Origin of the sequence: Mesobacillus jeotgali, from assembly GCF_900166585.1 — a bacterium.
In the GTDB taxonomy this organism is placed as follows: Bacteria; Bacillota; Bacilli; order Bacillales; family Cytobacillaceae; genus Mesobacillus; species Mesobacillus jeotgali_A.
Window position 1 is genome coordinate 32,502 of record NZ_FVZC01000005.1, and the last position, 12,617, is coordinate 45,118.

The 12,617-nt window shown below is 45.2% G+C and carries 9 protein-coding genes; 1 reads left to right on the top strand and 8 read right to left on the bottom strand.

From position 1 onward, the window contains the following. Nucleotides 1-75 precede the first annotated feature (75 nt). The 7 genes from fusA to B5X77_RS00870 form a co-directional block, all read right to left on the bottom strand. On the bottom strand, nt 76-2,154 hold the full coding sequence (gene fusA / locus B5X77_RS00840; protein ID WP_079504270.1) for an elongation factor G: 2,079 nt from the start codon (nt 2,152-2,154) through the stop codon (nt 76-78). Nucleotides 2,155-2,202: 48 nt separating this feature from the next. Next, the gene (rpsG, locus tag B5X77_RS00845; RefSeq protein ID WP_023626435.1) at nt 2,203-2,673 is read right to left on the bottom strand and encodes a 30S ribosomal protein S7; all 471 of its coding nucleotides are present in this window, start codon (nt 2,671-2,673) and stop codon (nt 2,203-2,205) included. A gap of 40 nt (nt 2,674-2,713) precedes the next feature. After that, nucleotides 2,714-3,136 (bottom strand): 30S ribosomal protein S12, encoded by a 423-nt coding sequence (rpsL, locus tag B5X77_RS00850; RefSeq protein ID WP_023626436.1) that lies wholly within the window; start codon nt 3,134-3,136, stop codon nt 2,714-2,716. A gap of 101 nt (nt 3,137-3,237) precedes the next feature. Beyond that, entirely contained in the window at nt 3,238-3,486 is a 249-nt protein-coding gene (locus B5X77_RS00855) for a 50S ribosomal protein L7ae-like protein (protein ID WP_079504271.1), read from the bottom strand. A 184-nt stretch (nt 3,487-3,670) separates the two neighbouring features. Next, complete coding sequence (gene rpoC / locus B5X77_RS00860; protein WP_079504272.1) at nt 3,671-7,267, bottom strand: DNA-directed RNA polymerase subunit beta'; 3,597 nt, start codon at nt 7,265-7,267, stop codon at nt 3,671-3,673. 113 nt (nt 7,268-7,380) lie between these two features. After that, nucleotides 7,381-10,944, bottom strand: a complete 3,564-nt coding sequence (gene rpoB, locus B5X77_RS00865; protein WP_079504273.1) for a DNA-directed RNA polymerase subunit beta — start codon at nt 10,942-10,944, stop codon at nt 7,381-7,383. A gap of 245 nt (nt 10,945-11,189) precedes the next feature. Then, a complete protein-coding gene (locus B5X77_RS00870; RefSeq protein ID WP_079504274.1) occupies nt 11,190-11,792 on the bottom strand; it encodes a class I SAM-dependent methyltransferase in 603 nt (200 codons plus the stop codon). Nucleotides 11,793-11,941: 149 nt separating this feature from the next. Between B5X77_RS00870 and B5X77_RS00875 the strand changes: the two genes are divergently transcribed. Continuing rightward, nucleotides 11,942-12,235 carry a hypothetical protein gene (locus B5X77_RS00875; protein ID WP_079504275.1) on the top strand — a complete coding sequence of 98 codons (294 nt, stop codon included), beginning with the start codon at nt 11,942-11,944 and terminating at the stop codon, nt 12,233-12,235. Here the strand turns inward: B5X77_RS00875 and rplL are convergent. Next, nucleotides 12,228-12,590, bottom strand: coding sequence for a 50S ribosomal protein L7/L12 (rplL, locus tag B5X77_RS00880; RefSeq protein ID WP_079504276.1), 363 nt, complete (start codon nt 12,588-12,590; stop codon nt 12,228-12,230). The two genes, B5X77_RS00875 and rplL, sit on opposite strands and share 8 nt — an antisense overlap. Between the last annotated feature and the right edge of the window lie 27 nt (nt 12,591-12,617).

Here is a 12,617-nt window from a genome sequence, read left to right on the forward strand (position 1 = left end):
GCTGCGGAATAGACAGCCTATTCCACAGCGTATGCTTACATTAGTAGTTATACTTGATTAAAAGATGAAAATCAATTATTCACCTTTATTTTTTTTGATGATTTCTTCAGAAACAGATTTAGGAACTTCTTCGTAGTGGTCGAAGTGCATTGAGAATACACCGCGTCCTTGTGTGCTTGAACGAAGAGCAGTTGCATAACCGAACATTTCTGATAGTGGAACCATCGCACGAACAACTTGTGCATTACCACGAGCATCCATACCTTCGACGCGTCCGCGACGAGCAGTAATCATACCCATGATATCTCCAAGGTATTCTTCAGGAATTACAACTTCAACCCTCATGACTGGCTCAAGGATGACTGGCTTACACTTGGAAGCCGCATTCTTAAGTGCCATTGAAGCAGCGATCTTAAACGCCATTTCAGAGGAGTCAACATCGTGGTAAGAACCATCGAATAGTCTTGCTTTGATGTCAACAAGTGGATATCCTGCAAGAACTCCGCGATCAAGAGCGTCTTCAAGACCAGCTTGAACCGCTGGGATGTATTCACGTGGAACAACACCACCGACGATACCGTTCTCGAACTCGAAGCCTTTTCCTTCTTCGTTTGGAGAGAACTCGATCCAAACGTGTCCGTATTGACCACGTCCACCGGATTGACGAGCGAATTTACCTTCAACGTTAGCTGATTCGCGGAAAGTTTCACGGTATGCAACCTGAGGTGCACCTACGTTTGCTTCCACTTTAAATTCACGCTTCATACGGTCAACGATGATGTCAAGGTGAAGTTCACCCATTCCTGCGATGATAACTTGTCCAGTTTCCTGGTCAGTGTGCGCGCGGAATGTAGGATCTTCTTCTTGAAGCTTTTGCAATGCAGTTGTCATCTTGTCCTGGTCAGCTTTTGACTTAGGCTCAACTGATAACTGGATTACTGGTTCAGGGAACTGCATGGATTCCAAGATAACAAGGTTCTTATCATCACATAGAGTGTCACCTGTAGTAGTATCTTTAAGACCTACAGCTGCTGCAATATCACCCGCGTAAACCTTAGAGATTTCCTGACGGCTGTTTGCGTGCATCTGAAGGATACGTCCGATACGCTCACGCTTTCCTTTAGTTGAGTTCTGGACATAAGATCCAGACTCAAGAGTACCGGAGTAAACGCGGAAGAACGTTAACTTACCAACATAAGGGTCAGTCATAACTTTGAACGCTAGAGCAGAGAATGGCTCATTGTCGTCCGCATGACGTTCAACTTCTTCATCTGAATCCGGAAGAGTACCTTTGATTGCTGGTACATCTAATGGAGATGGAAGGTAGTCAATAACAGCGTCAAGCATTAGCTGAACACCTTTGTTTTTGAATGCTGAACCACAGATAACTGGGTAGAATTCAACGTTTGTTGTACCTTTACGGATTGCAGCTTTGATCTCTTCGACTGTAAGCTCTTCTCCGCCAAGGTATTTTTCCATTAGCTCTTCATCCAGCTCAGCTACCGCTTCAATTAGCTTTTCACGGTATTCTTCAGCTTGTGCTTTATATTCTTCAGGAATCTCACCTTCAGTAATTTCAGTACCGAGGTCATTTCCGTAGAAGATAGCTTTCATTTCAACAAGGTCGATGATTGCTTCAAACTCATCTTCAGCTCCGATTGGAAGCTGGATTGGATGAGCATTCGCTTGAAGACGATCATGGATAGTTGAAACTGAGTATAGGAAGTCCGCGCCTAGCTTATCCATTTTGTTAACGAATACTACACGTGGAACTCCATAAGTTGTAGCCTGGCGCCAAACTGTTTCAGTTTGCGGCTCAACACCTGACTGTGCGTCAAGTACAGCTACTGCACCATCAAGTACACGAAGGGAACGTTCAACTTCTACAGTGAAGTCTACGTGTCCTGGTGTATCGATGATGTTTACGCGGTGTTCTTTCCATGAAGCTGTTGTTGCAGCAGAAGTGATCGTGATTCCACGCTCTTGTTCCTGCTCCATCCAGTCCATTTGAGAAGCGCCTTCATGAGTTTCGCCGATTTTATGAATACGGCCTGTATAATATAGAACACGCTCAGTTGTTGTTGTTTTACCAGCATCAATGTGAGCCATGATCCCAATATTACGAGTTTTTTCTAAGGAGAACTCTCTTGCCATTTGGTCTTTCTCCTTCCTAGTATGAGTGTTTTTAGATTGAAGGTAAGATTACCAACGATAGTGAGCGAATGCTTTGTTTGCTTCCGCCATTTTGTGTGTATCTTCACGCTTCTTAACAGAAGCACCAGTGTTGTTAGCAGCGTCAAGAATTTCGTTAGCAAGACGCTCTTCCATTGTTTTTTCCCCACGAAGACGTGAGTAGTTCACCAACCAGCGAAGACCAAGAGTTGTACGGCGGTCTGCACGCACCTCAACTGGTACTTGGTAGTTAGCTCCACCTACACGGCGTGCTTTTACTTCTAGAACAGGCATGATGTTCTTAAGAGCTGCATCGAATACTTCGATTGGCTCCTTGCCTGAACGCTCACGAATGATATCAAAAGCTGAATAAAGGATCTTTTGAGATTTACCTCTTTTACCATCGATCATCATTTTGTTGATTAAACGAGTGATAAGCTTTGAGTTGTAAATCGGATCCGGTAATACGTCTCTCTTTGCAACTGGACCTTTACGTGGCATGTAATTTCCTCCTTTCAGAAAGGGTTAATAGTTTGGTTTATTATTTCTTAGCAGCTTTAGGTCTCTTAGTACCGTACTTAGAACGGCCCTGCATACGGTTGTTAACACCAGCAGTATCTAGAGCACCACGAACGATGTGGTAACGAACACCCGGTAAGTCTTTTACACGTCCTCCGCGGATAAGAACAACACTGTGTTCTTGAAGGTTGTGTCCAATACCAGGGATATAAGCTGTTACCTCGATTCCGTTAGTCAAACGTACACGAGCGTATTTACGCAACGCTGAGTTCGGCTTCTTTGGAGTCATAGTACCAACACGAGTACATACACCACGCTTTTGTGGAGATGATACGTTAGTTTGAGCTTTCTTGAAGCTGTTGTAACCTTTGTTTAGCGCCGGAGATTTTGACTTCTCCTCTTTAGAGCTACGTGGCTTGCGCACTAATTGGTTAATTGTAGGCATGATTGTTTTCCTCCCTTCACATTTTGTGTAAGCCCACACATCCAGGTGGTTCATTTTTTTACAAAAAACAAAGTTCTTGCAGTTCACTGCAAAAACAGTTTTTACTTGGTAATCGCTACAGCTGAAGCACCTACAGCAATCCCGCACGTCTTTCCGAGTTTTTTCATCGAATCGACATAGGATATAGCCGTGTTCATTTCCCTGGCTGTCCGCACTAAGTCTGCCGTCACTTTCGCGTCTGCATCCTCTGCAATCACCAGTTCCATAACTTCGCCTGCTTTCAGGGCTCTGACTGTTTGCTTTGATCCTACTATAATGTTATTAGCTTGAGCTACTTTTTCATAAGACATGATATCCTCCAAAGTAACCGGTAAATAGGAGCACCTTTGAAATATTAACATTTCGCTGGGTTTATGTCAACAATATCAAAAACTTTTTTTCTCAAAAATATTACTTTATTCATAGTAAAGCTCTATATTCTTTAAAAACGCGGCACTTCCTACCATGATAGGAAGCACCGCGCAATTCATGCTATTACTCTACAGTGATGGCATCTTCTTCTTCTTCCTTCAGGATTGGCTCAGCTCTTCTGTAGCGCTGCATGCCAGTTCCAGCTGGAACAAGCTTACCGATGATAACATTTTCCTTCAGGCCGAGAAGCTCATCGCGCTTGCCTTTGATCGCAGCGTCTGTAAGCACTCTTGTTGTTTCCTGGAAGGATGCCGCTGACAAGAATGAATCTGTCTCAAGTGATGCTTTCGTGATACCAAGCAGCACTGGTCGTCCTGTAGCAGGAAGTTTGCCTTCAAGTAACGCTTTGCGGTTAGCATCAGTGAACTGATGGATTTCAAGCAGTGTGCCTGGTAATACATCTGTTTCACCTGCGTCGATGACCCTGATTTTACGCATCATCTGACGAACCATTACTTCTACGTGCTTGTCGCCGATTTCAACACCCTGCATACGGTATACTTTTTGAACTTCTTTCAATAAGTATTCCTGCACGGATTGAACGTCTTTGACTCTTAGGAGTTCTTTAGGGTCAATAGAACCTTCTGTAAGCTCCTGGCCGCGAGCAACATGATCATTAACAGCAACCTTAAGGCGCGCTGTATATGGTGCAGTGTATGTGCGGCTTTCAATTTCACCCTGGACAACGATTTCCTGCTGGCGGTCTCTTCCTTCGTTGATGCCGACTACGACACCTTCAAGCTCAGAGATGACAGCCTGCCCTTTAGGATTACGCGCTTCGAACAATTCCTGGATACGCGGAAGACCTTGTGTGATATCGTCTCCTGCAACACCGCCGGTATGGAAAGTACGCATTGTAAGCTGTGTACCTGGCTCTCCGATTGACTGTGCAGCGATGATACCGACTGCTTCTCCCACTTCAACTTCCTGGCCAGTTGCAAGGTTACGGCCATAACATTTCTTACATACGCCGTGGCGTGTATTACATGTGAAGGCAGAACGAATCCAAACGTCTTCGACTCCTGCTGCTGTAACTTCAGCTGCCAAATCTTCTGTGATCAGGCCGTTTTCTGGAACCATAACAGCTTTCGTTTCCGGATGTTTGATCGCTTTTCTTGCATAGCGGCCAATCAAGCGTTCTTCAAGTGTTTCGATGACTTCAGTGCCATCCTTGAGAGCTTTGATATATAGGCCTCTGTCTGTGCCACAGTCGTCTTCTCGAACGATGACATCCTGGGCTACATCAACAAGACGACGTGTCAAGTAACCTGAGTCAGCAGTCTTAAGCGCTGTATCGGCAAGTCCTTTACGAGCACCGTGAGTGGAGATGAAGTATTCCAATACAGTAAGACCTTCACGGAAACTTGACTTGATCGGCAATTCAATGATACGTCCAGCCGGGTTGGCCATCAGACCACGCATACCTGCAAGCTGTGTGAAGTTGGACGCGTTACCACGGGCGCCTGAGTCACTCATCATGAAGATAGGGTTTGAATTATCGAGTGATTTCATCAGCTTGGCCTGGATATTATCCTTCGCCTGGCTCCAGATAGAGATAACACGATCATAACGCTCATCCTCGGTAATCAAACCGCGTCTGAATTGCTTAAGAACATTATCTACCTTAGTTTGTGCTTCTGAAATGATTTCCTGCTTCTCTTTTAGAACCACGATATCAGCCACACCAACCGTAATACCCGCTTTAGTCGAGTAGGTAAAGCCAAGCCCCTTCATACGGTCAAGCATTTTTGATGTTTCAGTGATTTTGAATTTCTTGAACACTTCAGCAATGATGTTTCCAAGGATTTTCTTCTTGAACGGATCCACCAACGGCATTGACTTGATGACTTCCTTAACATCTGCGCCTTTTTCCACAAAATACTTCTCAGGAGTTTTCTCCTCAAGGTTTTGCTTTGAAGGCTCGTTGATATAAGGGAATGAAGCTGGCAGGATTTCGTTGAAAATCAACTTACCAACAGTCGTAATCAAAAGCTGGCCATTTTGCTCTTCAGTGAATGTCTGATTGCCAAGTGATGATGCGGCAACAGCAACACGTGTATGAAGATGTACATAGCCATTCTGGTATGCAACTAACGCTTCATTCGTATCCTTGAAGACCATCCCTTCACCGACAGCACCTTCCCTTTCAAGAGTCAGGTAGTAGTTACCTAGTACCATATCCTGTGAAGGAGTAACAACTGGCTTACCGTCTTTAGGGTTCAGGATGTTCTGTGCTGCAAGCATCAATAGGCGCGCTTCTGCCTGTGCTTCAGCAGAAAGCGGAACGTGGACAGCCATTTGGTCACCATCGAAGTCAGCGTTATAAGCTGTACATACGAGCGGGTGGAGACGGATTGCCCTTCCTTCTACCAATGTCGGTTCAAATGCCTGGATACCCAGTCTGTGAAGAGTCGGGGCACGGTTAAGTAATACCGGATGCTCCTTAATGACATCTTCAAGTACATCCCAGACTTCCGGCTGGACGCGCTCGATTTTGCGTTTGGCAGACTTTATGTTATGGGCTAAGCCCTTTTGTACAAGTTCTTTCATGACGAACGGCTTAAACAGCTCAAGAGCCATTTCTTTTGGCAGTCCGCACTGGTACATTTGCAGGTTAGGTCCAACTACGATAACTGAACGGCCTGAATAGTCAACACGCTTACCGAGAAGGTTTTGACGGAAACGACCTTGTTTACCCTTAAGCATATGAGAAAGGGACTTCAATGGACGGTTACCTGGTCCTGTTACCGGACGACCGCGGCGGCCGTTATCGATCAACGCATCTACAGCTTCCTGCAGCATACGCTTTTCGTTCTGGACAATGATGCTTGGAGCACCAAGGTCAAGAAGACGCTTAAGACGGTTGTTACGGTTGATTACACGGCGATACAGGTCATTCAGGTCGGAAGTAGCGAAACGTCCGCCATCCAGCTGTACCATCGGGCGAAGTTCCGGCGGGATAACAGGGAGAACATCAAGGATCATCCATGATGGCTCATTTCCTGACCCCCGGAATGCTTCTACTACCTCAAGGCGCTTGATGGCACGAGTACGACGCTGACCCTGTGCAGTTCTTAATTCTTCTTTCAGCATATCCGCTTCTTTATCAAGGTCGATATCAGAAAGCAGCTTTTTGATTGCTTCAGCCCCCATGGAAGCCTGGAACTTATTGCCGTATTTTTCACGGTAAGCACGGTATTCTTTCTCAGACAACAATTGCTTCTTTTCAAGAGCAGTGTCACCAGTTTCCGTTACCACGTATGAAGCAAAGTAAATAATTTCTTCAAGCGCACGCGGAGACATGTCAAGAACTAGTCCCATGCGGCTAGGAATTCCTTTAAAATACCAGATGTGAGAAACAGGAGCTGCAAGCTCAATGTGTCCCATTCTTTCACGGCGGACTTTAGCGCGAGTTACTTCAACACCGCATCGGTCACAGACAACGCCTTTGTAGCGGACTCTCTTGTACTTTCCGCAATGACATTCCCAGTCTTTTGTCGGTCCGAAGATACGCTCACAGAATAAGCCGTCTTTTTCCGGCTTTAAAGTACGATAGTTGATTGTTTCCGGCTTTTTAACCTCACCGAAAGACCATGAACGGATCTTGTCTGGTGAAGCGAGGCCAATTTTCATGTACTCAAAATTATTAACATCTAGCAAGGGGCCTACCTCCCTTTTAATCTAGGGTTTTACCCTTATGGCCATCCAAAAAGGAACACACGTGGACAATACTGTTATTCAACTGTTTGTACACGTGTGCCAATTAGATGGACCTATTCTTTCATTCCTACTTTTTCCGAATCCATTTCTTCTGCTTCAGGAGCAATTGTCAACGTTTCAGCATGCTGCATTTCTTCGTCATCATCGAAGTCGCGCATTTCGATTTCTTTTTCATCGCCTGAAAGGATCTTGACATCCATACCAAGACTCTGAAGTTCTTTCATCAATACTTTGAATGACTCAGGAACACCTGGTTCTGGAACGTTTTCACCTTTTACAATTGCTTCATATGTTTTAACACGTCCAACAACATCATCAGACTTGACAGTTAAGATTTCCTGTAATGTGTAAGCAGCACCGTATGCTTCAAGTGCCCAAACCTCCATCTCCCCGAAACGCTGTCCGCCGAACTGGGCTTTACCGCCAAGTGGCTGCTGTGTAACAAGTGAGTATGGTCCAGTAGAACGAGCGTGAAGCTTATCGTCTACCATGTGAGCAAGCTTAATCATGTACATGACACCGACAGATACACGGTTATCGAAAGGCTCACCTGTGCGGCCATCATAAAGGATGGTCTTAGCGTCCCTCGCCATGCCTGCTTCCTCGATCGTCGCCCAGACATCCTCTTCAGTAGCACCATCGAAAACAGGAGACGCAACATGGATTCCCAGGTAGCGTGCAGCCATACCAAGGTGAAGCTCAAGCACCTGACCGATGTTCATACGTGATGGTACCCCTAGTGGGTTAAGCATGATATCGACTGGTGTTCCGTCCGGCAAGAAAGGCATATCCTCTTCCGGAAGGATTTTGGAGATAACCCCTTTGTTACCGTGGCGTCCCGCCATTTTGTCACCTTCAGAAATCTTACGTTTCTGAACGATGTAGGCACGGACAAGCTGATTTACACCTGGAGGAAGCTCGTCGCCATCTTCACGGTTGAACACTTTGACGTCAAGGACAATCCCGCCGCCGCCATGAGGAACACGCAATGAAGTATCGCGGACTTCCCTTGCTTTTTCACCGAAGATCGCATGAAGGAGACGTTCCTCAGCAGTCAATTCAGTAACCCCTTTTGGTGTTACCTTACCAACAAGCAGGTCTCCATCTTTCACTTCAGCACCGACACGGATTATTCCACGCTCATCAAGGTTTCTGAGTGCATCTTCCCCGACGTTTGGAATATCACGTGTGATTTCTTCAGGTCCTAGCTTCGTATCGCGGGACTCTGATTCATACTCTTCTATATGGATCGATGTATAGACATCGTCTTTAACGAGGCGCTCACTCATGATGATAGCATCCTCGTAGTTATAACCATTCCATGTCATGAAGCCGACAAGGACGTTACGGCCAAGTGCAAGTTCTCCTGCTTCCATTGAAGGGCCATCAGCAAGGATTTCGCCCTTGGTTACACGGTCACCAACACTTACGATTGGGCGCTGGTTGTAGCATGTTCCCTGGTTAGAACGGATGAACTTTAGCATACGGTACTTATCAAGGTCTCCCTTGACTTCCTGTCCGTCTACTTCCTTGACCCGGCGCACCCACACTTCACGTGCTTCGACATGCTCAACGATTCCTTCATGCTTACAGATGACTGCAGCACCGGAATCCTTCGCAGATACGTGTTCCATTCCAGTTCCGACTCTTGGTGCTTCAGGCTGCATCAATGGAACAGCCTGACGCTGCATGTTCGCACCCATTAGGGCACGGTTGGAGTCATCGTTTTCAAGGAACGGGATACATGCAGTCGCTGCGGATACAACCTGCTTAGGTGATACGTCCATATAATCGACGCGGTCACGCACGACAACAGTGTTTTCACCGCGGAAACGGGCAATTACTTCATCATCAACAAAGGAACCATCTTCAGCAAGCCGAGCATTCGCCTGTGCTACTACATAGTTGTCTTCTTCATCAGCTGTTAAGTAATCGAAATGGCTTGTCACTTTACCTGTTTCAGGGTCAACGCGGCGGTACGGAGTCTCGATGAATCCGAAGCGGTTAACCTTCGCGAAACTTGATAATGAGTTGATCAAACCGATGTTTGGGCCTTCCGGCGTTTCAATCGGACACATACGTCCGTAGTGAGAATAGTGAACGTCACGCACTTCAAAACCAGCACGCTCACGTGTTAGACCACCAGGTCCCAATGCAGAAAGACGCCTTTTATGTGTCAATTCAGCCAGCGGATTTGTCTGGTCCATGAACTGTGAAAGCTGGGAGCTTCCAAAGAATTCTTTGATGGACGCAATCACAGGGCGGATATTGATTAATTGCTGCGGTGTAATCGTATTAGTGTCCTGGATGGACATTCTTTCACGGACTACACGCTCCATTCTGGACAAACCAATGCGGAACTGGTTCTGCAACAGCTCACCTACAGAACGAAGGCGTCTGTTTCCTAAATGGTCGATATCGTCCGTGTCACCAACACCATGCAGCAAGTTAAAGAAGTAGCTGATAGATGCAATGATATCAGCAGGCGTGATGTTCTTGATTGGTTCAGGGACATACGCATTTCCTAAAACATTAATTTCTTTTTCGCCCTCAACATCGTTCGGAGAGTAGATTTTAATGCTTTGCAGCGTTACATCCTCTTCAACCACGCCGCCATATGGGCTGAAATTCTTGAAGCCAACATTCTTCTCCAGCGCAGGAATGATTTTATCCAGGGTACGGCGGTCTAAAGTGACGCCTTTCTCCGCGATAATTTCCCCTGTTTCAGGATCTACCAATGTTTCTGCAAGCTTTTGCCCGAATAAACGGTTTTTAATATGAAGCTTTTTGTTGATTTTATAACGCCCTACATTTGCAAGGTCATAGCGCTTTGGATCAAAGAATCTTGATACCAGCAGGCTTTTGGCATTGTCAACTGTAGGCGGTTCGCCAGGACGCAGACGCTCGTAAATTTCAAGAAGCGCCTTTTCCGTGCTTTCCGTGTTGTCCTTTTCAAGAGTATTACGGATATATTCGTTATCTCCGATCAGATCAATGATTTCTTGATCAGAACCGAACCCTAATGCACGCAAAAGAACCGTAACAGGGAGCTTCCTCGTACGATCGATCCTTACATATACAACATCCTTGGCATCTGTTTCATATTCCAACCAGGCGCCGCGGTTCGGGATTACGGTAGCAGTGAACCCTTTTTTCCCGTTCTTATCAAGTTTCCCGCTGTAGTATACACTTGGTGAACGAACAAGCTGGGAAACGATAACCCTTTCCGCACCGTTGATTACAAATGTGCCAGTTTCAGTCATAAGCGGGAAATCGCCCATGAAGACATCCTGGTCCTTTACTTCACCAGTTTCCTTATTCACAAGGCGGACCTTTACTCGCAATGGCGCAGAGTAAGTGACGTCTCTTTCTTTTGATTCTTCGACTGGATATTTCGGTTCGCCAAGACTGTAATCGATAAACTCTAACGATAAGTTACCAGTAAAGTCTTCAATCGGTGAAATGTCCTGGAACATCTCACGGAGGCCCTCATCAAGAAACCACTGATAGGAAGAGGTTTGAATTTCAATCAAATTCGGCAATTCCAAAACTTCACTGATGCGAGCATAACTTCTACGTTGGCGGTGTCGTCCATACTGAACTAGTTGACCTGTCAACTGATTCACCCCTCAAATCAAGCGTTATTATTCATCTATCCCTGTCTTGTCCATGAAGTTTCCTCCATTTCAAAAGACAAAAAGAAAAAGGGTTTTCTCTTAAAAACCACATTTCCTGCAACGAACAATTATTTTGTTAGTTTTCCCTTTATGCCCAAAATTATACAACTTTCGTTTAAATTAGCAGACGAAAAGGAAACTAATATATTGGCATTTTATAATATTAACATAGCGGTTTTCTCACGTCAACATTTAACAGATTTGAGAATAAAGTAACCTTTACTTTTTGCCGCCACTTCTACATCGCCAAATAACTCTTCCATTTTTTCCATTGCCGATGGTGCACCCTGCTTCTTTTGGATGACTACCCATAGCTCTCCGCCTTCAGCTAAATGCTGAAAACTTTGTTCGAAAATTTCATGCACTACCTTTTTGCCGGCACGGATCGGCGGATTGGTAAGAATCGCACTGAATTCCTTTTCTTCCACTCCTGTAAGCCGGTCACTTTCATAGATTTTAATATTATCTATTTTATTATTTGCCGCATTCTCCCCAGCAAGCGTAATCGCTCTTTCATTGACATCCACCATATGAACCGTTGCATCCGGATAAGCTTTAGCCAGTGAAAGGCCGATCGGTCCATAGCCACAGCCAACATCAAGGATTAAGCCACTCTCATTTTTCAATTCAAAGGTATCGATCAGTAATCGGGAACCAAAATCAACTTCCTTTTTTGAAAAAACACCACTGTCGGTTTTGAAGCGGAAGCTGTTTCCTCTCAGTTCACTTTCCCATTTCACAGGATTACTTTCCGTGCTTGGTTTACGGGAGTAATAATGTTCAGTCAAAATTTCTCACCTCCACGGGGACTCATTTGAAGAATGCGATCGCGGATTGCATTGCTACTGCGGTATTATAAACTTTTTGAAATCAAAAAGCAAAATATCGAAAAGCGGAAGCGCCTTGGTCAGCCCCGACAAGCGCTGGGAGCCTGACAGTGAAGTCGTCCTTTGACTTCATTGGCAGGACCGAAATCGAAATGTATAGCCGACTGCCCAGAAACGCAGAAACTGGAGACTCCGACAAAGAAGCGCTTTTTGCTTCTGCCGGCGGAGTTGAAGTTTCGGAGTTTCTAGGAAGCGGAACTAGACAAGCGTCTCGAGGGGCTAGGCGCTGGAGCTGGACATTTCTCGAAGTGCATTTTCAGTTATCTCATTTGCCTTCAAATGCTAAAAGCGAAAAAAAAGCCCGCTTTAGCAGCGAGCTTTTTATTGTAAGGTTGATTACTTAACTTCGACGTTAGCTCCAACTTCTTCAAGCTTAGCTTTGATTTCTTCAGCTTCTTCTTTAGAAACGCCTTCTTTAAGAGCTTTAGGAGCATTGTCAACAACTTCTTTAGCTTCTTTAAGACCAAGACCTGTGATTTCACGTACAACTTTGATAACCTTGATCTTCTGGTCGCCAGCAGATGCAAGAACTACGTCAAATTCAGTTTGCTCTTCAGCAACAGCTCCAGCAGCTCCACCCATCATTGCAACTGGTGCAGCAGCAGTTACGCCGAATTCTTCTTCGATTGCTTTTACTAGATCGTTAAGTTCTAAAACAGTCATGCTTTTAACTGCTTCAATGATTTGTTCTTTAGTCATGATTTGTTTCCTCCTAATAGGTTAATT